Genomic DNA, 22,048 nt, shown 5'->3' with positions numbered 1-22,048 from the left:
GCGGGGCAATTCCCTTCAAGTCCCCCTCCAATCAAGTCCCCCTCCAAGCCGGCGCGGTCCGCATCTCATCCCCCCTGCGGGCCGCGCCTTCTCCCAGCTCATTCCTCTGCCGAAAGGTCTGCTGCCATGGCTCTGCCACGTCCCGCCGGGCGGTCCGTCGTCGCCGCCGTCGTGCTGGCGCTCGCGATCACCGGCGGAGCCGTCGTCGCCGGCGGTGACGACGGCCGGGACCGGCAGCCCTCCGCCATCGCCGCGCCGGGCGCCTCCCTCGACGGGCTCCGGGGCGGCGATCTGGACCGTGGCGTGGAGGCACTGCAGGCCCATCTGCAGGCCCAGCCAAGGGACTTCGGCTCCTGGGCGACGCTGGGCACCGCCTACGTCGAGCAGGCCCGCACCCGAGGCGATCCCTCCCGGTACCGCGAGGCGGACCGCGCCATCGGCCGGTCCCTGGAGCTCCGGCCCCGCAACGACGCCGCCCTGGCCGGACGTGCGGCCCTGGCCGCCGCCCGGCACGACTTCAAGGGCGCCCTGCGGCACGCGGATTCCGCGCTCGCCGTGAACCCGTACAACGAGGGGGCGTTGGCCTCACGGATCGACGCCCTGGTCGAGCTCGGCCGCTACCCCGCGGCCGCGCGCGCCGCCGACGAGGCGGACGCCCGGCGGCCCGGCGTGCCCGTCTTCACCCGGTACGCGTACGTGCGCGAGCTGCGGGGCGATGTCGCGGGAGCCCGCCGGGCGCTCTCACGGGCGGTCGGCTCGGTCTCGGCCTCCGCGCCCGGCGACGTGGCCTACGTCGCCACGGCTCTGGGCCAACTGGCCTGGCGCCAGGGCCAGTACGGCGAGGCCCTGAGCCAGTGCGGCAGGGCGCTGCGGGCCGACGCCTCCTACCTGCCCGCGCTGGAGTGCCGGGCCCGAGCCTGGGCGGGGCGTGGGGAGACGGGGCGGGCGATACGGGCACTGCGGGAGGTGGTCGCCCAGGCTCCGCTGCCGGGGCCGCTGCTGGCCCTCGGCGAGCTGTACGAGGCGCGGGGCGAGCGGGGGAAGGCGCGCAGGCAGTACGAACTGCTCTCCGCGGGAGTGTCGCTCTCGCGGGCCAACGGCGTGAACGCGGACCTCGAATCGGCGATCGCTCTGGCGGACCACGGGGACCGGCGGGATGCCCTGCGTGCGGCGCGGGCGGAGTGGAAACGCCGCCACACACTCCACACGGCAGACGCCCTGGCCTGGACCCTCCACCTCAACGGCCGCTCCCGCGAGGCCCTGCCCTACATCCGCATGGCGACAGACACCGGATTCCGGGAGGCGTCCTTCATGTACCACCGAGCCGCGATCGAAACGGCGACGGACTCCCCCGAGGCGGGCCGCCGCTGGGCATCCGGGGCGCTGGACCTCAACCCGGGCTTCTCCCCGACGGGGGCACGGGAGGCACGGAAGCTGGCCGGCGGTGGTGGGTCGTGAGGAGCCGCACCATGCGACGCGTCGAACGCCACGCCTGGTTGTGGGGCGGGGCCGCGTCGGTATGTCCGTACTCGCCATCTCGGTCCGAGCGTCCGGCTACTGCGGCTGGAGAGACATGCGCAACGTGCTCCGTGCGGACATACCGCCACGTCCCCTCGCGAGCGCTGCGCGCCGGCGGTGCGTGGGTGCCGGGGTCCGGCCGCTTGCGTACGTTGCGCGCTGCGGGCGAGTGGCGTGGTGCCGCCGCCTCCCCCACCCGCCCAGACGTCCCGCTCCGGCGCGTTGCCCCGCTGCGGAGTTTCGGACGGGTGGGCGGGAAAGGCCTGTTCGGCCGCCCGGCGCTGCGGGGTTTCGGGCGGGTGGGTGGGAAAGGCTTGTTCGGCCGCCCGGGGCTGCGGGGTGCACGATGAAGCGGCGGATGGCATTCTTCGGAGGGCTCGGGGGCGCCATCGTCCTCGCTCTGCTGCCCGCGGGGCCCGCCGCTGCTCACCCCCTGGGCAACTTCACCGTCAACCGGTACGACGGGATCGTCGCCGCCCCGGGACGCCTCACCGTCGACCATGTGGAAGACCTTGCCGAGATTCCGGCCACGCAGGCCATGCCCCGCGTGAAAGAGGTCGGCCTGGCCGCCTGGGCCGAGGAACGGTGCGGGCAGGCCGCCCGCGGCAGTCGGCTGCGGGTCGGCGGCGAGACCGTACCCCTCAGCGTGGCGCGCGCCGGCGCCACCGCGCGCGACGGCCAGGCGGGCCTGCGCACGTTGCGCGTGCGGTGTGAGCTCGGTGCCCCGCTCCCCCGGGACACCGAGCTCACCCTCCGGTTCGAGGCCGCCGGCCAACCCGGCCCCGGCTGGCGGGAGATCACCGCCCAGGGGGATCGCATGACGGTCAGGGACGCCGACGTGCCGGAGGCGTCCGTGTCGCGGCGGCTCACCCGCTACCCGGAGCGGCTCCTCTCCTCGCCGCCGCGCGACGAATCGGCGGCGCTGCGCATCACCCCCGGCGGCCCCGCCCTCGCCGAGCGGCCCGACCCCGAGGCGCCCGCCGCGACCCCGCTGCCCCGCGGCGCCGACCGCTGGACGCAGGCGCTCACCGGGCTCGTCGCCCGGCACGATCTCAGCTTCGGCTTCGCCGTACTCGCCCTGGGCATCGCCCTGTTGCTCGGCGCCCTGCACGCCATCGCGCCGGGGCACGGCAAGACGCTGATGGCCGCGACCGCCGCCGCCCGCGGCCGCGCCTCCCTGCGCGACGTCCTCCCGCTCGCCGCGTCGGTGACCGTCACGCACACCCTCGGGGTGGCGGCCCTCGGGCTACTCGTCGCGGGCGGCTCCGCGGCGGCGCCCTCCGTCATCGCCTGGCTGGGCATCGCCAGCGGTGTCCTGGTGACCGGTGCGGGGGCCCTGCTCCTGCGGAGGGCGTGGCGCCGCCGCAAACACCACGGGCACAGCCACGGCCACGGCCATCAGCACAGCCACGATGCGCCGCCCCGGCTCCGCGGCGCCCTCTTCCTCGGCTTCGCCGGCGGTCTCGTGCCCAGCCCCTCCGCCGTGGTCGTCCTGGTCGGCGCCGCCGCACTCGGCGAGGCCTGGTTCGGGCTGCTGCTTGTGCTCGCGTACGGGATGGGGCTCGCCGTGACGCTGACCGCCGCCGGGTTCCTCGTGGTGCGGGTCGGTTCCGCCGCCGGACGGCGGCTGCGCGGACCCCGCGGGCTGCGCCGCGCCACGCACCGGTTCCTGCCCGTCGGCTCCGCCTGTGTCGTGGTCGCCCTCGGGTGCGGATTGGTGTTCAAAGGGGCGGCAACGGCGCTCGGTTGAGGTAGTTTTGTGGAGAATCGCACGGCTGCCGATGGGGGACGCCCGTGACCGACGACGAGCGTGTGATCGCGGGGCGCTACCGCCTGCTTGCCCCCTTGGGCGAGGGCGGCATGGGCACGGTCTGGCGCGCCCGTGACGAGGTCCTGGGGCGCGAGGTCGCGATCAAGGAGGTGCGCGCCCCGGCAGGGCTCCCGGCCAGTGACGTCGACCGGCTTTACGCCCGCCTGGAGCGCGAGGCCTGGGCCGCCGCCCGTATCCCGCACCGCAATGTGGTGACGGTCTACGACGTGGCGAGTCAGGACGGGCGCCCGTGGATCGTCATGGAGATCGTGCGCGGCCTCTCGCTGTCCGATGTGCTCGACACGGAAGGGCCGATGCCGCCGCAGCGTGCCGCGCACATCGGCGCGGAGGTGCTCGCCGCCCTGCGTGCCGCGCACGACGCGGGGGTCCTGCACCGTGACGTGAAGCCCGGCAACGTACTGATCGGAAATGACGGGCGGATCGTCCTGACCGATTTCGGGATCGCCATGGTGGAGGGGAGTTCGGCCCTCACCATGACGGGCGAAGTGATCGGGTCGCCCGAATTCCTCGCCCCGGAGCGGGCGTTGGGTCAGCGGCCGGGACCCGAGTCCGATCTGTGGTCCCTCGGCGTGCTGCTCTACGCGGCCGTCGAGGGCAGTTCGCCGTTCCGGCAGGACACCCCGCTGAGCACATTGCGTGCGGTGGTGGACGAGGCGCTGCCGCCGGCGCGCAACGCGGGAGCGCTGACGCCCGTACTCGAAGGGCTGTTGCGCAAGGATCCCGCCGAGCGGATCTCCCCTGCCGACGCCGAGCGCGATCTGCGGCTCGTCGCGGCGGGCGGCGCCCCGCGCGCGGACCCCGCCGTTCCGTACCTGCCCACGGTCACCTCGCAGGAGCAGCGACAGATACCGCAGCCGCCGCCCCAGCCCCATCCCCAGCCGGAGCCGCCACCGGTCACCTATGGCGGCGGGACCACGACGACGACCGCTCCGAGCCGCTCGCGCCGCTCCGTCCTCGTCCTCACGGCCGGTCTGACGGCGCTCGCGCTGGCCCTCGGCGGACTCACGTACGCCCTGGTCAACCGGGACGACGGAGGCGGCGGAAGCAGCGGCGGCTCGACCGGCGGAGGCAACGGCGGTGACACCGGCGGGAGCGGGGGCAGTGGTTCCGGCGGCGGCAAGAACGGTGGCCAGAACGGCGGCAGCAGTACGACAGGGGGTTCCGGCGGCGGCTCGACGAACGGCGGCGGCAGTGACGGCGGTTCGACCGGCAACGGCTCGACCGGCGGCTCCACGAACGGCGGCGGCAACGGCGGCACGACCACGCGCCCGCCCCAGTCCGTCAAGGTGACCGTCTCCGGGGTGCGCACGGAGTACAGCGGCGTCTGCCCGGTGCCGGCCGGTCAGGCACCGTCCTTCACGGCGACGTTCACGGTGGGCCGGGTTCCGGCCTCCGTCGACTACCGCTGGGTCACGAAGTCCGGCGAGCCGAGCGATCCCGGCTGGAAGACGCTCACGTTCGCGTCCGGCGGGGGCAAGAGCAAGCAGGTGCACCACACGGAGACCGTGGACGCCGGGCCCGGCGATACGTATCAGAACGAGATCAGTGTGGAGGTGCGCGGCCCGGTTCAGGCGACCTCCAACTCCGTCGCGTACTCGGTGACATGTGAGAAGGAGACCCCGACGGACGGAGTCTCCCCCTACACGGCGCACTAGACGTCACAGCAGGCGTCGAACTGCGCGTCGAACTCGGCCCGTCAGGAGGCCGCCGCCCTGAACACGGGAAGGTAGCCGCCGCTCTGACCGGCGGACGTGGGGTGGTAGGACTCGCCGATGTTGGTCCACTTCACGCTGTGCAGCCACGCGTCGCCGGAGCAGATCTCGTGCCCGGTGAAGGTGCTGGTCACATCGCCGAAGGTGAAGCCGTGGTCGGCGGCCCGCTTGGCGGTCGTGGAGTTGAGGAGGTTGGCTGCGTCGTTGATGGCGGCGCGCTCCGTCTCGGAGAGACCGGCGAGGCAGCTGCCGCCGAGCTTGTAGAAGCGCGGGTAGCCCATGACGACGACCTGGGCGGCGGGCGCCTTGCCGCTGATCGCCGAGTAGACCTGGTCGAGTTTGCCGGGGAGCGTGTTCTGGACGTAGGTGCGCGCCGTGGCGATGCGCGCGAGGCAGCTGCTCTCGGACTGGAGCACACAGGTCGTCATGACGTCGGCGAACCCGGCGTCGTTGCCCCCGACGGAGACGCTGACGAGGCCCGTCCCTGAGCCGAGCGGGCCGAGCTGGTTGGCCACGACGTCACCCGTACGGGCACCGGAACAGGCCGTGAAGTTAAAGCTGGACGGTGAGTTGGCGGCGGCCCACAGCGCGGGGTACGCGCGTGGAGTGCGCTTGCAGTCGCCGCTTCCGCTGTCGTATCCACCGGCTCCGACACCGGACGAGTAGGAGTCGCCGAGTGCCACATAGCCGGTGGCCGCGGCCTGTTGGTCGGTCCGCTGGTCTGCTTGAGCCGCTGTGGCCCCGGTGAGGACGAAGGCGACGGCGAGGAGGAGTGAGGACATGTTTGCCGTGATTCGGGACAATCTCATGGAACCTCCCTTAGCAGGATTTCTCCCACGACTGTGGTAGCACCTCCCATCCGCCGTCGGTAGTGCTCATGTCAACAAGTCCGCTCGCAATTCCCTTGCGTACCAAGGGAGTTCCCCACCAGTTCAAGGGGCGGCATCGGACATCTCCACACTCCCTCCGCATCTTGACGGGCCGCCACGGACTGCGCGACATTGAAGCCCGGCATCCGGCGCTTCGGGGGGCAAAGTCGCCAATGCAGACCATCAGGATCAAGGCACCGTCATCAGACACCGGGCCGGGCGCGGAACAGCGCCCGAGCCGTCACGGAGATCTGCTTCCGTTGCTCGGGGGCATGGCTGTGGCGGTCGGCGCCGTCGGTGCGATGCTCGCGCTCACGGACATCGACTCACCGCTGCGCGGACCCTTCACGCTCTTCTTCCTGCTCGCGGCGCCGGGGGGAGCAATCGGCGCCGCGCTGCGCGGACTTGAACCATGGGGCCGGATCGTGGCTTCCGTTTCCGGGGCCGTCGCGGTCAACCTGTTGGTGGCCCAGGCCATGCTGGCCCTGCACATGTGGTCGGTGCGCGGCGGGGTCGCGGCCGTCACCGTGATCGGCTCGCTCATCTTCCTGCTGGTACTGGTACGGCGACTGCGTGGCCGCACCCCGAGAAGGCGGACCTCCTGACGTGGACATCACCGTGCACCGCCCCGGAGAACTCACCGCCGCCGACCGGGTGGCCTGGACGGCGCTGCAGTCCAAGGCCCACCTCAACGGCTCTCCCGAGCTGGCCAATCCTTTCCTCTCCCCGGAGTTCACCCTCGCGGTGGGCCACTGGCGGCGCGGGGTGCGGATCGCGGTCGTCCGGGAAGCCGGTGAGCCCGCGGCGTTCTTCCCGTACCAGAGATCCATCACCGGCGTCGGCCGGGCCATCGGCCTCGGCGTCTCCGACTGCCAGGGCCTGGTGCACCGGCCCGGCTTCACCTGGGACGCGCGGGAGCTGCTGCGGGCCTGCGGGCTCGCGATGTGGGAATTCGACCATCTGGCCGGCGGCCAGGGGCCGTTCGAGGCGGGCGCCTCCGGCTCCTTCGCGTCGCCCGTCATGGATCTGGACCAGGGGTACGAGGCCTATCTCGGCCATCTCCGGGCAAAATCCCCGAAGTTCACGCGCACGACACTCGCCAAGGAGCGCAGGCTCGGTCGCGACCACGGCACCGTCCGCTATGTGCACGACGAGCGCGACCCGGCGGTCCTGCGCACCCTGACGGAGTGGAAGTCGGCCCAGTACCGCAGGACCGGCCGCAGCGACCGCTTCGCGCAGGCCTGGATCAACGAGCTCGTGCGGCAGCTCTTCCACACCGGGTCCGCCCAGTTCGCCGGCCTGCTCTCCGTGCTGTACGTAGACGACGTGCCGGTCGCGGCGCACTTCGGGCTGCGCTCCGAGCGGATCTTCGCCCAGTGGTTCCCGGCCTACGACCCGGCGTTCGCGAAGTACTCGCCCGGCCTGATCCTGCATCTGCGGATGGCCGAGGCGGCCGCCGCCGACGGCATCGCGTACATGGATCTGGGGCGGGGCCAGAAGCAGTACAAGGACTCCCTGAAGACACGCGAACTCACCGTGTCCGAGGGGTGGGTGGCGCTGCGCCATCCGGCAGCGATCGGACACCGGGCGCGGCGCGCTCCGGTCAGGGCGCTGCGCAACACCGTCTTGTCAAGGCCGGAACTCTTTGAACCGGCCGACAAGCTGCTGAAACGCTTCGGTGAATTCCGATCAAGAAAGAAGGAATAAGGGGGAGGAAGAAGGAAGAGGGCGCTCCATATGTGCCGACCAATGTGTCCACCAAGACTGGCCAAATCATCAAAAACGTGAGGCCACGTTCCAGGTCTTGCCATACGGCCTCAATCATCAATACCGTCGTACATCCACCCGCATCGGTCCATCACGCAATGCGATCTAGGGGAGGGCTCAAGATCGCGGTGGTTCCGGCGCGGGGCGCGGTAGGGGGGTGCCGTGCTCGGCGACTTGATCTGTGCCGAGTCACGTCCCGCGCGATGCCAGCTCACTCGGCATGCACGGAGATCTATTTCGTCATGCGCGAGTGAGAACCCCCCTTTCGAACCGGATACATAGCCGGACCGCCCGGGGGTGGGCGGTCCACCGGACGAGAGGGATCAGACTCATGAGTTCTTTTGTGCGCCCGGCCGAGCCGGGCCAAGATCCGTTAGACAAGCCGAAGCCGTCCGGTAATTACCGGCCGATATCCACACACTTGGCGATCACACCGCCGGTGAGCATCGTGATTCCCGCGATGAACGAAGCGGAGAATCTTCCCTACGTCTTCAAGACGCTGCCCGACTGGGTCCACGAGGTCGTGCTCGTGGACGGCAATTCCACCGACGACACGGTGTCCGTGGCACGGGAGCTGTGGCCGGACGTCAAGGTCGTCCGGCAGCTCGGCAAGGGCAAGGGCGACGCCCTGATCACCGGATTCGAGGCGTGCACCGGCGACATCATCGTGATGGTCGACGCGGACGGCTCGGCCGACGGTCACGAGATCGTCAGCTATGTCTCCGCCCTCGTCTCGGGCGCGGACTTCGCCAAGGGATCACGGTTCGCCAACGGCGGTGCCACGGACGACATGACGCCGATCCGCAAGCTCGGCAACCACGTCCTGTGCTCCGTCGTGAACGCCAAGTTCGGCGCCCGCTACACCGACCTGTGCTACGGCTACAACGCCTTCTGGAAGCACTGCCTCGACAAGATCGACCTCGACTGCACCGGCTTCGAGGTGGAGACCCTGATGAACATCAGGGTGGTCAAGGCCGGGCTGAAGGTGCAGGAGATCCCCAGCCACGAGTATCTGCGCATCCACGGCGCCAGCAATCTCAGCGCCGTCCGCGACGGCCTGCGGGTCCTGAAGGTGATCCTCACGGAGCGCTCCAACCGCCGTGGGCAACAGCGCCGCCGCACCCGTGGTGTCCCCTTCCGCACGCGTCAGGGAGAGGTGTCTTGAGCGGTCCCGACCACCACGGGGGAAGCACGGTCGCGGGCCTCGTCGGCTTCTCGGTCGTCATCTGCGTCTACACCGAGGACCGCTGGGAGGACATCCTTGCGGCGGTCGCCTCGGTGCGGGCGCAGTCCCTGACGGCCCTCGAAACACTGCTCGTGGTGGACCACAACGCCTCGCTCCTCGACCGGCTCGCCAAGGAGTACAAGGAGACCGAAGGGGTGCGGGTGCTCGCCAACGCGGGCCCCCGCGGCCTCTCCGCGGGCCGCAACACCGGCATCGCCGCAGCCGGCGGCGAGTTCATCGCGTTCCTCGACGACGACGCCGTGGCCGAGCGGGACTGGCTGCGCCACTTCGCCGAGGGGTACGCGGACCCGAAGGTCTTCGCGGTGGGCGGGCGCACCATGCCCGTCTGGGAGTCCCGGCGCAGGCCCGCCTGGTTCCCCGAGGAGTTCGACTGGGTCGTCGGCTGTACGTACAAGGGGCTGCCCGAGGGGCGCGTGCGGGTGCGCAACGTGCTTGGCGGCAACGCCTCCTTCCGCCGCAGCGCCTTCGATGCGGCGGGCGGCTTCGCGACCGGCATCGGCCGTGACGGCGACAAGCGGCCGCTGGGCGGCGAGGAGGCGGAGCTGTGCATCCGCCTCGCGCGGGCCAGACCCGACGCGGTGCTCCTCATCGACGACCGTGCGGTGATCCACCACCGCGTCCCCGCCGCACGGGAGCGCTTCCACTACTTCCGCACGCGGACGTACGCGGAAGGCCTCTCCAAGGCGCTGGTGGCCCGAAGTGTGGGCGCCGAGAAGGGACTTGAGTCGGAGCGCAGGTACACCACGCGGGTGCTGCCCGCCGGTGTGGGACGCGGTCTGCGCGACGCGCTGCTCGCCCGCCCCGGTGGCGCGGGCCGGGCGGGCGCCATCGTCGCGGGAGTGGTCTCGGCGGCCGGGGGGTACGTAGTCGGGAGCGTTCGCGCGCGCAGGGCGGGCGCCACCTTCTCGGTCACGGAGATCGAGCGGGACGCAGCTCAGGGGGGACCGAGATGAGCGCCGCCGTTCCGATCCTCATGTACCACTCCATCGCCCATGAACCGACCGAGGCGACACGGGAGTTGTCCGTGTCGCCAGGGGCGTTCGCCGAGCAGCTCGAGCTGCTCGGCGAGCGGGGTTTCACGCCGCTCAGCACGGCCGGGCTCGCCGCGATCTGGCGCACTCCCGGCCGGACGCTGCCGGCCAGGCCCGTCCTGATCACCTTCGACGACGGCTACGAGGGCGTGCACCGGCACGCGCTGCCCGTGCTCGCCAAGCACGGCTTCGCCTCGACGCTCTTCGTCTCCACGGGCTGGCTGCGCGGGGCGTACGACACCGGGGGCGGCCTCGACCTGATGCTCGACTGGGACCAGGTGCGCGAACTGGCCGCGGCGGGCACGGAGATCGGCGGGCACAGCCACACGCACCCGGAGCTCGACCAGCTGGACGACGAAGACCTCTGGTTCGAGCTGCTTCGCTGCAAGGACATCATCGCCGACGAACTCGGCACCCGGCCGCTCTCCTTCGCCTACCCGTACGGCTACTCAAGCCGCCGGGTGCGCCGCACGGTGCGCGGCGCCGGGTTCGCCCAGTCGCTCGCGGTCAACAACGGCCTCGCGCGGCGCACTCAGGGGCCGTACGCCCTGAAGCGGGTGACCGTGCGCCGTTCCACCGGCATCGAGGAGTTCGAGCGGCTCGTCGAGGGCCGTGCGATCACCCGCAACTTCGCAAAGGACTGCGCCCTGACCAAGGGGTACGCCGTGGTCCGCAGAGCCCGACAGGCCCGCCGGAAGGCAATCCGTACCCGTGTCTGACACGACGACCGCCCAGGCAGACATATCTGGGACTCCCGGTACCGAACAGCAGCCGCAGTCCGGCAAGCCGGGCAGGCCGCGCAGACTGCGGCTGCCCGGCAGGGGTGGCTCCGGCGGCGGGAGTCCCTTGTTCCGCAACGCTTACGCGCTGATGCTGAACACCGGCATCTCCGGCGTGCTCGGCGTCGGCTTCTGGCTGGCCGCCGCCCGGTACTACTCCGAGTCGGCGGTCGGCCAGGGCTCGGCGGCGATCGCCGCCATGAAGCTCCTCGCGGGGCTCACGGCGCTCACCCTGACGGGGGCACTCGCCCGCTTCATCCCCATCGCGGGACGCGCCACGGGAAAGCTCATCTTCCGTACGTACGCGGGCAGTTCGGTGGTCGTCGCGTTCGCCGCGCTGATCTTCCTGTTCACCCTCGACCTGTGGGGGCCCTCGTACAGATTCCTGCACGGCCCGCTGACCGGCATCGGCTTCATCGCCGCGGTCGTCGCCTGGTCGCTGCTGACCCTGCAGGACGGGGTGCTCACGGGGCTGCGCAGCGCGCTGTGGGTGCCGGTCGGCAACACGATCTTCTCGGTCGTCAAGCTGGGGCTGCTCATCGCGTTCGCCGCGGCGATCCCGACGGCAGGCGTGTTCGTGTCGTGGGTCGCGGCGATCGCCCTGTCGGTCGTCCCGCTCGGCTGGCTGGTGTTCCGGCGGCTCGTGCCACGGCATGTGAAGGCGACCCAGGACAAGGCGCAGCCGCCGACCCTGCGCGAGATGGGCCGCTTCCTGGCCGGCGACTACACGGGCTCGCTCTTCTCGCTCGCCGTGGTCTATCTCGTACCGGTGATCGTCGCCTCGCAGGTCAGCTCGGTCGACAACGCGTACTTCTACATCACCACCACGATCGGCGGCACGGTCAACCTGCTCGCCATCAACATGGGTGCGTCGCTGACCGTCGAGGGCGCGCACGACCCGGCGCGGCTCGCCGCGAACACCCGGGCCGCGCTGCGCCGCATGGCGCGGATCATGCTGCCGGTGTGCGGTCTGCTCTTCATCGGCGCGCCGTTCATCCTGAGCGTCTTCGGACAGGGGTACGCGGACGCGGCGACACCGCTGCTTCGCTGGTTCGCGGTGGGCGCGGCGCTGCGGGTCGTCATGGAGACGTACTTCGCGGTGCAGCGCGCGCAGAGCCGTACGTCGGGGATCGCCTGGATGCAGGGCCTGCTGTGCGTCCTCGTGCTTGGTCTGACGCTGCTTCTGCTGCCGCGGATGGGGCTCACGGGCGCGGGCGTCGCGGAGATCTGCAGCCTCACGGTGATCGTGGCGATCGCGGCGCCGAAGCTGTATCGCGTGGCGCGGGCGGCTCCCTCGTCCACGCCGGCCGACGGCGCGGCACCGGACGGCGACCTGGCCGACCTGGGGACGCCGGAGGCGCCGCCGTCGCCGGCGGTCGAGGACGCGGGGCGGCACAAGGAGCGGCGCGGGCCCGCCTGGGCGCTGCGCGACAGGCTCGACTCGGACACGCTGCATCTCTCCGTACAGCTCGACTTCGAGCATCCGGAGCGCAGGCCGGACGTGCGGCCGGGGCCCGGGACGCCCGCTTCCGGGACACCGGCGGCGAAGGGCCGGACGGCCGGTGCCGGCAAGGGCGACAAGGGCGACAAGGGCGACAAGGGGGACGCCATGGATCACCGGCCGACCTGGGCGCTGAGATCGCCCCTGAAGTCGCCGGAACCGCCCACGGCCGCCCCACAACCACCGACGGCATACCCGGAGCCGCCGACGGGCTCCCCCGAATCCACCACGGCTCCCCCGGTCCCCTCCTCGGCCTCCCACCGCACGTCGGAGGCCGAGGAGCGGGGCACCGGCGTACGCGTCCCGGACCTGCCCGAAGCGCCGCCGAGGCCGGTCGACCCGCCCGAACCCGTCGACGTCCCCGAGCCGTTCCCGCGCCTGCGCATCGCCGTGATGGCGCTGCTCCTGACCCTCGCGCTCGGCCTCTACTGGCTGCCTCTCACGGGCATCGGCGAGGCGGACCTGGACGAGATGGGCGGGCTCGGGCTCATCTCGATCCTGCCCGCGCCGACGCTGCTCGGGGCCGCGCTGCTCATCGTCGTCTTCGCCTCGCTGCTCTGGATGGACCGCCCGCACCGGGTGCTGCTCCTGGTGACCCTGATCGCCACGGTGGTGTGCCTGCACGCGCTGCCCGCCGTCCTGGAGGACGAGCCGAGGTTCGCGACGGCCTGGCAGCACCTGGGCTTCATGGAGTACATCGACAGGACCGGGTCCGCGGTGCCGGACCTGGACGCGCGCTGGAGCTGGCCGGGCTTCTTCGCCGCGGCCACGTTCGTGGCGAAGGCCTGCGGCGTCTCGGACATGACCGAGGTGATCCGCTGGTGGCCGCTGGCCATGCAACTGCTCTATCTGGCACCGATGTTCCTGCTCACCCGCTCCATGCGGGCCGCCTGGCGGGCCCGCTGGGCGGGGCTGTGGATCTTCGCGCTGAGCGGCTGGGTCGGTCAGGACTACTTCTCCCCGCAGGGCTTCACCTATCTGCTGTATCTGGTGTTCGTGGCGGTGCTCCTCGTCTGGTTCCGCGCGCCGCACGTGCTGTGGGCCAAGCGGCGGCCCGGCGAGCTCGAGGTCGAGCCCGCCGACCGGCGCCAGCGCGCGGTGCTGCTGGTGGTCCTGGTCGCGCTGTTCGCGGCGACGGTGCCGGCGCACCAGCTCACGCCGTTCGTGATGCTCGGCGTGCTCGCCGCGCTCGTCCTGGTGAGCCGCTCGGAGCTGCGCGGCCTGCCGATCCTCTTCGGCGTCATGGTCCTCGTCTGGATCGGCTTCCTCGCCGAGCCGTACTGGTCGGGGCACTTCGACGAGCTGTTCGGCGGGATCGGCGGCGTCGGCGGCAATGTGTCGTCATCGGTGTCCGGGCGCATCGAAGGCGGCAGTTCGACCCACCAACTCGTCCTCTACGCGCGGGTCGCGCTCGCGGGCAGCGTCATGGCGTTCGCCTGCTGGGGCTGGTGGCGGCGGCGCGACCACAAGTACACGGAACGCTCGCTGCTCGTGCTGACCTTCGTGCCGTTCCTGGGCTTCGGCATGCAGTCGTACGGCGGCGAAATGGCCCTGCGCGTCTTCATGTTCGCGCTGCCGGGTGCCGCGCTCCTGGCCGGTCTCGCCCTGTTCCCGCGCGCGGGCATCACCGCGAAGGAGCGGGACCGCGACCGGGTGAGCCTTGCGCCGCTCGCCGCGCTGATGGCGGGACTCGTCCTGATGGGCGGCTTCCTGGTGGCGCGCTGGGGCAACGAGCCGTTCGAGCGGACCCGTGCGGGTGAAGTCGCCGCGATGGACTACGTGTACGAGCACGACGAACCGACCGTCCGGCTGCTGTGGATGAGCGACGACACGCTCAACAACGTGACGCCCGCGATGCCGTGGGGCACCCGCGACATGGAGAAGGTCCAGTACGTGCCCACCCTGGCGCCCGCCGACCCGGTGCTCGTCTCCAGCCTCGTCAAGGCGCTCAAGGACGCGGGCCCCAACTCGTATCTGATGATCAACAAGAGCCAGACGGTCTATCTCCAGATGGACGTCGGCTACTCGGCCACCTGGGACACCCGGCTGATCAAGAACCTGGACAACCGGCAGGAGTTGAAGAAGGTCCTCACCAACGACGACGCGACCCTCTACACGCTGCGCAAGCAGCCGGAGGGGAAGGCCGAGAAGGCCGCGCCGGGTCCGATCGGGCCGCAGGTGACGTGGACACCCTGGTCGGTGATCGGTGCACTGGCGGCCGTGGCGCTGGTCCTGCTGCTCGCCACCCGTGAGGTCGTGCGGGTGGCGGTGCCGCCGAGTGTGCGCCAACTGCAGTGGCTGCAGGGCAGCTTCTGGTTCTCGCTGCCGCTGCTCGCGGTGCTGCTCGCTTCGCTGATCCAGCGGTTCCTGACGATGGCGTGAGGCGGGTCCGAGGCCGGGGTCGGCTGAAGTGGGCTACCGCTTCAGCCACTTCACCTCGTACCCCTTCATCTCGAAACGCTCGCCGTCCACCTTCGCGCTGATCGTCCGGTCCAGGGTGTTCACGACGAGCACCGTCTTGTCGTCGGCGAGCACGCTGACGTTCGGTACGTCGTCCGCGGCGACGGAGACCTTCTCGTACTCCGTGCCGGGCGGGAACGCGTCGTTGAACCGGGCGAGCATCTTCAGCATCGGCAGTTCCGTACCGCCGTCGCCGAGCCGGGTGGAGCGCCACAGGCAGCCGGCGCAACCGGCGCCCTTGTTCTGCGGGTTCCAGTAGAAGCCGCTGCTCGCGCCGCCGCGTGCCATCGCCATCAGGCCGGTGGCCTGGACGGCGACGCGGTGCGCCTCGGACCAGTCGTCGCGGTCGTCGTTGCTGTCGCCGGGCTCCACGTAGTACTCGGCCCACCACAGCGGCAGGTCACCGGTGCGCTCGCGCACCCACTTGCTGACCGCGGTCAGCTTCTGCGTGGCCTTGAACTCGTCGGGGAGCATCTCGTCGTCGGTGGTGTAGCTGGAGCCGTCGACGACGACGAAGTCCGCGCCCGTCTTGTTCTTGTTCCAGTAGTCGAAGGCGTCGAGGACCCGCTGGTCCATGCGGCCCCAGGCGCCCTTGACCTTCGTCGATGCGTCCTCGGTCTGGCGCGGGTCGACGCTGTCCATGACCAGGTAGGGGCCGCCGACCATGATGTCCTTGTTGACCTTCTTGAGTTCCTTGTAGACCAGGTTGTAGAGCTCGGTGTAGCCCTCGTAGTCCCAGCGGGCCTGCTCGTTGTTCCAGAAGCCCTTGAACTCGTTCCAGACGATGAAGTGGCGTACGTCCGGATAGCGCTTGGCGACGGTCGCGGCGAGCTTGGCGAAGTCCTTGTAGTGGGCGCGCTCCGGTGCGGTCTCCAGGGCGGCCTGGCTCCAATTGGTCTTGCCGGCGCCGGACTCGCCGCCCTTCATCCAGTCCGGGGAGCAGCACAGGGTGACGACCGGCGTGCCGTCGGTGGCGCGGATGAAGTCCATCCGCCGGTCCATCTCGCTGAAGTCGTAACGGCCCTTGACCGGCTCGGGGTTGCCCGCGCCCCAGCCCATGATGTGCTGGATCTGCGGCAGCGGGCTCGGCTTTCCCGCGAGCAGCTCCTCGGCGCGCTGCACGGAGGCGTCCTCGCCCTCGTCCGCGCTGTACTGCGTATGCGTGAAGCCCCAGCCCACGTCCGGCTTCGCCTGGTCGGGCGGGACGGCGGGGGTGCCGTGCACCTTGTCCCCGTCGCGCGTGGTGCCCTGGGTGCCCGAGCCGTCATCGGGAAGCGTGGTGATGACGGTCAGGATCAGGGCCAGTGCGGCCACACCAACGCCGAGCAGTGCGGTGAGCCGCCACCGCAGTGCCCCCGAATTCCACCCATGACGTCCCATCAGGGGCAAGACTAACGGCGCGAGTTGGCGGTAGGACAGGTTCCGTACCACAGCTCTGTAACGGGCACGCCACGTGACGTCACATGAACGGAGTACGTAAACCGGGATGCACAAGGGCGTATGCGTGCCGGATCATGGCGGCATGTCTGCGAACCCTCAGGACGCCCTGCCGATCCGGCTCAACGTCGACGACAGCGACTCCCCGTCGGATGTCGTGGACGCCCTCTTCCTCGGCCGCTTCGCCACCGGCGAGCAGCCGTTCTCCCACAGCGCCAACATCGACCGCGTCAAGTCGGGTTCCACGCTGCTTCCGCCGGGCGCGGCCGTCCTGCGGGCCGCCCGCGACGACGACCGCAGCGCGACGCTCGCCGAGGGCGACGGCTGGACGGTGCTGGTCTCGCGCTGGAACCGTGGCGCGGATGTCACCGTGACGGCGACGAGCGCCGATCTCGCGGAGAAGGTCCTGAAGCAGGCGACGGACGGCGCGCAGGACGAGCCGGAACCGCAGCCGGACAACGTGACCATGGGGTTCTGGTACGTGTCGCCGAGGCGCGGCCCGCACCGCACCACGCGGCAGATCTCCGCCGGTACGTGGGAGGAGGTGCGGGAGAACTACACGGCGCCGGTCGCCGAGGCCATGGACTCCCTGATGAAGACGGGCCCGGAGGACATCTCGGGCCGGCTCCTGCTGCTGCACGGGCCGCCCGGTACGGGCAAGACCTCGGCGCTGCGGACGCTCGCGCGGTCCTGGCGCGACTGGTGCCAGGTGGACTGCGTCCTCGACCCGGAGCGGCTGTTCAGCGATGTGGGCTACTTGATGGACATCGCGATCGGCGAGGACGACGGCACGGCGAAGGGCCGCTGGCGGCTGCTGCTCCTGGAGGACTGCGACGAGCTGATCCGGGGCGAGGCGAAGCATACGGCGGGGCAGGCATTGTCGCGGTTGCTGAACTTGACGGACGGGCTGCTGGGGCAGGGCCGCAATGTCCTTGTGGGGGTCACCACCAACGAGGACCTGGAGCGGCTGCACCCGGCGGTCGTGCGGCCGGGGCGGTGCCTTGCCCGCATCGAGGTGGGTTCGCTGACCCTCCCGGAAGCGGTGTCCTGGCTCGGCACCGCCGAGGGCGTCTCCCGCGAGGGCGCGACCCTGGCCGAGCTCTACGCCTTGCGTCGCGGGACTTCCCCTACGTCGGTCCCGGATCCCCGGGAGGGGGCGGACTCGGGGCTGTATCTGTAGCCCGGCGGCCGGCCAACTGCTTTCCCCACCCACCCACCCGATTACCCGGCAGTGCCCCGCAGTGCCCCCTCGCTGTTCTGGTTGTGGGCAGGCGTTCCGCACGGCGAGTGGGGTCTCCCCTGCTCGAGCGAAGCCGAGAGCTTGGGGAAGGGTGGGCACAACGCCCAGCTGCCGGGCACCGGTTCAGCGAGGCGTCACCCCGAGTCCCCATAAGCCGCCCGCAACGCATCCCTCGCAGCGTCCAACGCCGCCCCCTCGGAGAGCCCCAGCCGCTGGACCCGCTCGGCAAAGGCCTGGGCGGCGGCCGAAGCCTCCCTCTCCGCGGCATCCCCGGCGGCGGCCACGAACGTCCCATGCCGCCCCCGCGTCTCAATCACCCCGTCCGCCTCAAGGGCCCGATACGCCTTGGCAACGGTATTCGCGGCGAGCCCAAGCTCCTGGGCGAGCCCCCGCACGGTGGGCAGCTTGTACCCCACCGGCAGCACCCCGCCCCGCGCCTGCTCGGCGATCTGGGCCCGCACCTGCTCATAGGGCGGCGCGTCGCCCGCGCCTCCATCGGTCTCGATCTCGATCTTCAAAGTCACGCAGTGATTGTCCCGCACGCACGGAAAATCGGAGGCACCCCGGCGCACCCCGCGCGTAACGTGCGGCTCCATGACTCTCCTGGTACGCGCCCTGCGCCCCGGCAGCACACCGGACGCCGAAGCCTTCGCCGCCGTCCGGCGTGCCTGTGTCCCGGCGATGCTCTCCACGGCCGGTTCGGTCGCGTTCGACCTGGCGCACGCCCATCCCGACGCCCTGTACCGGCAGTTGGCCGCCGAGATCGACGGGGAGATCATCGGCACGGCCCAGGTGGGCATCGCCTACGACAGCCCCGATCCCGGCCAGGGCTTCGCCAACGTCTACGTACTGCCCGAACGGCGCGGTCTCGGCGCCGGTTCGCTGATCCTGCGTACGGCGGAGGAGCATCTGGCGAACGGCGGCGCCACTACGTTCTTCTCGTGGGTGCTCGACGAGCCCGCGAACCGCGCCTTCGCCGCCAAGCGCGGCTACCGCGCGAGCCGCTCGGCCCACTTCCTCCGTCTCGACCTGACCGCGGGCCTGCCGCCCCGCCAGGAGCCGCCCGCCGGCGTGGAGTTGCGCACGGGAGCGGAGTTCGGGGACGACCCGCGCGCGCTCTTCGAACTCGACGCGGAGACTGTGGCGGACGAACCGAGCGATGTGGCGGCGGAGTTCACGGACTACGAGCACTGGCTCGCCGAGACGTGGAACCACCCCCTGGTCAATCGCGAGCTGACGTCCGTGGCCGTGGTGGACGGCCGCCCGGCGGCCTTCACCCTGGCCCGCACGGACGACGCGTCCCGTTACGCGAGCGGCATGACCGGCACCGGGCGCGCCTTCCGCGGCCGGGGCCTGGCGAAGCTGGCCAAGAACGACTCCCTGCACCGGGCGCGTGCCGTCGGCTTCACGGAGGCGTTCACCGGCAACGACGCCGGCAACGAACCGATGCTGGCCATCAACAAGTGGTTCGGCTACGAGATCTGTGCGACGGAGGTACGGCATGTCCGGGAGCTCGGCTGAGAGCCCGACGACCGTGGAGGTGACGCTGGTGAAGGCGGGCCGCGTCAAGATCCGCTACCCGGCGGAGGTCGTGGCGGACGACGGCAACCAGGTGACGGTCCGCGCGCCGTGGGCGGCGGACGGAGTACGGGACTTCGGCTTCGTACGCTTCGAGCCGGGTGATGTCTTCACCGAGCACTACTGGCGTGACCGGTGGTACTCCGTGAAGGAGGTCCGTACGTCGGATGGGGTGCTGAAGGGCTGGTATTGCGACGTGACACGGCCCGCGGTGCGGGACGGCGCCGCGCTGGTGGTCGAGGACCTGGATCTCGACCTGTGGTGCTCGGCGGACGGCGCGACGATCGTCCGGCTCGACGAGGACGAGTTCGCGGAGAGCGGCCTGGCCGAGCAGGACCCGGAGGCGGCGGCCGCGGCGGTCTGGGCGCTGGACGTCCTGGAGGACCTGGCGCGTGCCGGGTCGCTGCCCCGCTACGAGGATTCCGCGGGCGCCTCGCGCTGACGCCGGTAGTGGCGGGCGACCCTGGCCCGGTTGCCGCAGGACGGCTTGCACCACTCCTGCCGACCGTGCCGCTTGACGAAGTAGCGCACGCACCGGGGCGCGGCGCAGGAGCGTAGGCGCTCGCGCTCCGGTCCCGCCAGGAAGTCGATGGCGGCGCGGGCCAGTGCGGCGGAGAGCCGCACCCGGGGCTCGCGCTCCGCGGCGGGCCGCAGCGAGGCCGCGGGGAATTCGTCGTGCGGCCAGGCCAGTTGCGGGGTGACAGGCTCCGCCGCGGCGGCGGCGTTGAGCCGCGCCAGGGCCTGGTCCGTGGCGATCAGACAGTGCGCGTCCGCGGAGCTCGCGGGAGCGGGGCTCACCGCCTGCGCGAACAGCGCCCGAACCGCCTGCCGCAGGGCGACCACCTCACCTCGGAGTTCGTCGTCGGCGCGGAACTCCGGGGTGGCGCCGCCTGTGATGCCAGTGATGCCTTCGGGCAGGAGCTCGGCCTGCGCCCGGATCCAGCGGGTCACCCCTTCTACGGACTCCAGGTCATCGGCGACACCGCCCTCCCCGTCGTGCCTGATCGTGCTCGCCAGCTCCAACGCCAGGTGCCGCACCACGAGTTCCCCCTTCCCTCTTGATCATGTCGACGACCACACCCTACAGTCCCTAACGGAACAAGAACTATTTACCATTAGGGAATAGGGGAGGGACTCGACGATGACGATCCTGCTGGCCCAGATCAGCGATCTGCACTTGGACGGCAGCGAGCGGGCGACGGAACGCGCCACGCGCGTCATGAACTACCTCAGAGCGCTTCCGCAGCCGGTCGACGCGCTCCTCGTCACCGGCGACATCGCCGACCACGGCGACCCCGCCGAGTACGAGGAGGCCGCGGCCATCCTCACCGCCCCGTTCCCCGTGCTCACCTGCCCCGGAAATCACGACGTACGAACGGCCTACCGCAAGGCCCTGCTCGGCGAGGCGCCAACGGACGGCCCCATCAACCGCGTGCACCGCGTCGGCAGGGCGGCGATCCTCATGTGCGACTCGACGATCCCCGGCAGGGACGAGGGCCGCCTGGACGCCGAGACCTACGACTGGCTCACGGAGACCCTCGACACCCTGCCCGCCGGCACCCCGGCACTGATCGCCTTCCACCAGCCACCGGTCGAACTCCACCACCCGCTCCCGGACGCGCACCGCCTCGAACAGCCGGAGCAGCTCGCCGCACTCCTGGCCGACTACCCCCAGGTCACGGCAGTCATCACAGGCCACGCCCACACGGCCGCAGCCTCAACCTTCGCCGACCGCCCGCTGATCGTCGGCCCGGCGATCACCTGGACCCTCCGCCTCCCCTGGGAGGGCGAAGCCCCCGCCGACCGCACCCAGCCCCCCGCCCTCGCCTTCCACATCCTGGACGGCACCAACCGCCTGACGACCCACTACCGCGTGGTCCCCTGACCCTGGCCGGGCGCGAGCGGAACAGCCCGCCGCGCGCCGGCCGCGTCATGCCCCACCGCATCGCCGTCCTCCTGCCAGTGCAGCAGGAACCGCTCCCCCGCCCGCCATGCCTCCAGGCCCGCCCGGCAGTACGCCACCATGTCGTCCGGCAGGGCGTCGATCGCGTGCCACGTGAGTTCCTCGCACTTTTCGGGCTCCGCGTTGAAGGGGGTGCCGCCCCTGCCGTGGTCTGCCTCGAAGAACCAGCCGATGCGGGGATTGCCGCCGGGGCCGCGGTGCTGGAGGACCACGGCGGCTCGGACGTCTGCCGGGGTGAGGGTGAGGCCGATCTCCTCGCGGGCCTCGCGGAGCACGGCCTCGCGGACGTCCTCGCCGGGCTCCACATGGCCCGACGGGACGTTCAACAGGCCGTCTCCGTAACCCGTGTTGGCGCGTCGGGCCAGGAGGACCTCGTCGCCACGGCGCAGGATGAGGTGGACGTCGACCACCTCCTTGTGGCGGGGCGGGGCGGCCGGCAGGACGCCCACCACTGCGTAACGCTCGTCCGCCACCTCCTTGCCCCACAGGCGCGGGTCACCCGACAGGCGCTCCGAGTGCAGGCGGCCCACCAAGGGCGTCAGTGCCTCGATCAGGCGGGTGGCAGGGATGCCTGCGGGGTCGGTCGTCCCCCATACGCCCTCGATCAGGACGAGACGCCCGCCGGGGCGCAGCAGCGAGCACCAGTGTCTGAGCGTCGCCTCGGGGTCCGGGAGCATCCACAGGACATGGCGGGCCAGGATCGTGTCGAACGTCCGTCCTTCGACCGGGGGCAGGGCCGCGTCGCCGACCAGGATCTCCGCCCCGTGCCCGGCCAGCTTCTCGCGTGCCCGCTCCACCATCCTCGGCGACAGGTCCACCGCGGTCACACGGTGTCCGTACTCGGCAGCGATCAGTGACAGGCTGCCCGTGCCGCACCCCAGGTCGAGCACGTCCCCCGCGGTTTCCGGCAGCCAGTCCCGCAGCCGCCCCGCCCAGGCCTCCCGCACCACCGCGTCCCGCAGCCCGTGGTCCGGCTCTTCGTCAAAGGTGGCCGCCTCCGCGTCCCAGTCGATCGTCATGCCCCGATCGTGACACCCGCCACTGACAATCGGCCTCGGATGAGAAACCCTCCCCGCAGAGGTCTACAGCCGTACCGCCTTGGACATCGGTAGGTAC

18 protein-coding genes are annotated in these 22,048 nt (G+C 71.2%); 13 read left to right on the top strand and 5 right to left on the bottom strand.

From position 1 onward, the window contains the following. Nucleotides 1–126 precede the first annotated feature (126 nt). The 3 genes from AB0G47_RS34370 (at nucleotide 127) to AB0G47_RS34360 (ending at nucleotide 5,004) form a co-directional block, all read left to right on the top strand. Complete coding sequence (locus tag AB0G47_RS34370; RefSeq protein ID WP_360777967.1) at nucleotides 127–1,458, top strand: hypothetical protein; 1,332 nt, start codon at nucleotides 127–129, stop codon at nucleotides 1,456–1,458. 418 nt (nucleotides 1,459–1,876) lie between these two features. Further along, complete coding sequence (locus AB0G47_RS34365; RefSeq protein ID WP_360777966.1) at nucleotides 1,877–3,268, top strand: sulfite exporter TauE/SafE family protein; 1,392 nt, start codon at nucleotides 1,877–1,879, stop codon at nucleotides 3,266–3,268. 44 nt (nucleotides 3,269–3,312) lie between these two features. Further along, nucleotides 3,313–5,004, top strand: a complete 1,692-nt coding sequence (locus AB0G47_RS34360; protein ID WP_360777964.1) for a serine/threonine-protein kinase — start codon at nucleotides 3,313–3,315, stop codon at nucleotides 5,002–5,004. Nucleotides 5,005–5,045: 41 nt separating this feature from the next. Here AB0G47_RS34360 and AB0G47_RS34355 read toward each other — a convergent pair whose 3' ends face one another. Beyond that, nucleotides 5,046–5,870 (bottom strand): SGNH/GDSL hydrolase family protein, encoded by an 825-nt coding sequence (locus tag AB0G47_RS34355; protein WP_360777962.1) that lies wholly within the window; start codon nucleotides 5,868–5,870, stop codon nucleotides 5,046–5,048. A gap of 332 nt (nucleotides 5,871–6,202) precedes the next feature. Between AB0G47_RS34355 and AB0G47_RS34350 the strand changes: the two genes are divergently transcribed. From AB0G47_RS34350 to AB0G47_RS34325, 6 genes are all read left to right on the top strand, one after another. Then, complete coding sequence (locus AB0G47_RS34350; protein ID WP_360777961.1) at nucleotides 6,203–6,535, top strand: hypothetical protein; 333 nt, start codon at nucleotides 6,203–6,205, stop codon at nucleotides 6,533–6,535. A 1-nt stretch (nucleotide 6,536) separates the two neighbouring features. Further along, on the top strand, nucleotides 6,537–7,637 hold the full coding sequence (locus tag AB0G47_RS34345; protein ID WP_360778069.1) for a GNAT family N-acetyltransferase: 1,101 nt from the start codon (nucleotides 6,537–6,539) through the stop codon (nucleotides 7,635–7,637). Nucleotides 7,638–8,028: 391 nt separating this feature from the next. Continuing rightward, nucleotides 8,029–8,862: a glycosyltransferase family 2 protein gene (locus AB0G47_RS34340; RefSeq protein WP_360777959.1), complete on the top strand. Its 834-nt coding sequence runs from the start codon at nucleotides 8,029–8,031 to the stop codon at nucleotides 8,860–8,862. After that, nucleotides 8,859–9,896: a glycosyltransferase family 2 protein gene (locus AB0G47_RS34335; RefSeq protein WP_360777957.1), complete on the top strand. Its 1,038-nt coding sequence runs from the start codon at nucleotides 8,859–8,861 to the stop codon at nucleotides 9,894–9,896. The genes AB0G47_RS34340 and AB0G47_RS34335 overlap by 4 nt, the downstream gene beginning before the upstream one ends. Further along, on the top strand, nucleotides 9,893–10,693 hold the full coding sequence (locus AB0G47_RS34330) for a polysaccharide deacetylase family protein (protein WP_360777955.1): 801 nt from the start codon (nucleotides 9,893–9,895) through the stop codon (nucleotides 10,691–10,693). Before AB0G47_RS34335 ends, AB0G47_RS34330 begins: the two co-directional genes overlap by 4 nt. Before the next feature lie 151 nt (nucleotides 10,694–10,844). Beyond that, complete coding sequence (locus tag AB0G47_RS34325; protein ID WP_360778067.1) at nucleotides 10,845–14,636, top strand: lipopolysaccharide biosynthesis protein; 3,792 nt, start codon at nucleotides 10,845–10,847, stop codon at nucleotides 14,634–14,636. A 33-nt stretch (nucleotides 14,637–14,669) separates the two neighbouring features. On the opposite strand, the gene AB0G47_RS34320 is transcribed toward AB0G47_RS34325, so the two are convergent. Beyond that, entirely contained in the window at nucleotides 14,670–16,094 is a 1,425-nt protein-coding gene (locus tag AB0G47_RS34320) for a xylan 1,4-beta-xylosidase (RefSeq protein ID WP_360777953.1), read from the bottom strand. A gap of 142 nt (nucleotides 16,095–16,236) precedes the next feature. Here AB0G47_RS34320 and AB0G47_RS34315 point away from each other — a divergent pair, with 142 nt between their 5' ends. Continuing rightward, nucleotides 16,237–17,331 carry a DUF5925 domain-containing protein gene (locus AB0G47_RS34315; protein ID WP_360777951.1) on the top strand — a complete coding sequence of 365 codons (1,095 nt, stop codon included), beginning with the start codon at nucleotides 16,237–16,239 and terminating at the stop codon, nucleotides 17,329–17,331. Between the two features lie 194 nt (nucleotides 17,332–17,525). On the opposite strand, the gene AB0G47_RS34310 is transcribed toward AB0G47_RS34315, so the two are convergent. After that, on the bottom strand, nucleotides 17,526–17,915 hold the full coding sequence (locus tag AB0G47_RS34310) for a GntR family transcriptional regulator (RefSeq protein ID WP_360777949.1): 390 nt from the start codon (nucleotides 17,913–17,915) through the stop codon (nucleotides 17,526–17,528). Between the two features lie 70 nt (nucleotides 17,916–17,985). Here AB0G47_RS34310 and AB0G47_RS34305 point away from each other — a divergent pair, with 70 nt between their 5' ends. Together AB0G47_RS34305 and AB0G47_RS34300 are read left to right on the top strand one after the other, a co-directional pair. Next, on the top strand, nucleotides 17,986–18,912 hold the full coding sequence (locus AB0G47_RS34305; protein ID WP_360777947.1) for a GNAT family N-acetyltransferase: 927 nt from the start codon (nucleotides 17,986–17,988) through the stop codon (nucleotides 18,910–18,912). After that, the gene (locus AB0G47_RS34300) at nucleotides 18,893–19,411 is read left to right on the top strand and encodes a DUF402 domain-containing protein (RefSeq protein WP_360777945.1); all 519 of its coding nucleotides are present in this window, start codon (nucleotides 18,893–18,895) and stop codon (nucleotides 19,409–19,411) included. The genes AB0G47_RS34305 and AB0G47_RS34300 overlap by 20 nt, the downstream gene beginning before the upstream one ends. On the opposite strand, the gene AB0G47_RS34295 is transcribed toward AB0G47_RS34300, so the two are convergent. Beyond that, nucleotides 19,381–20,010 carry a CGNR zinc finger domain-containing protein gene (locus AB0G47_RS34295; protein ID WP_360777943.1) on the bottom strand — a complete coding sequence of 210 codons (630 nt, stop codon included), beginning with the start codon at nucleotides 20,008–20,010 and terminating at the stop codon, nucleotides 19,381–19,383. The two genes, AB0G47_RS34300 and AB0G47_RS34295, sit on opposite strands and share 31 nt — an antisense overlap. Before the next feature lie 100 nt (nucleotides 20,011–20,110). Between AB0G47_RS34295 and AB0G47_RS34290 the strand changes: the two genes are divergently transcribed. Then, nucleotides 20,111–20,854 carry a metallophosphoesterase gene (locus tag AB0G47_RS34290; RefSeq protein WP_360777941.1) on the top strand — a complete coding sequence of 248 codons (744 nt, stop codon included), beginning with the start codon at nucleotides 20,111–20,113 and terminating at the stop codon, nucleotides 20,852–20,854. Here AB0G47_RS34290 and AB0G47_RS34285 read toward each other — a convergent pair. After that, the gene (locus AB0G47_RS34285; protein WP_360777939.1) at nucleotides 20,836–21,951 is read right to left on the bottom strand and encodes a methyltransferase domain-containing protein; all 1,116 of its coding nucleotides are present in this window, start codon (nucleotides 21,949–21,951) and stop codon (nucleotides 20,836–20,838) included. The two genes, AB0G47_RS34290 and AB0G47_RS34285, sit on opposite strands and share 19 nt — an antisense overlap. Between the last annotated feature and the right edge of the window lie 97 nt (nucleotides 21,952–22,048).

This window comes from Streptomyces sp. NPDC021622 (assembly GCF_040640795.1).
GTDB lineage: Bacteria > Actinomycetota > Actinomycetes > Streptomycetales > Streptomycetaceae > Streptomyces.
This window is presented reverse-complemented; position numbering and strand designations above follow the sequence as displayed.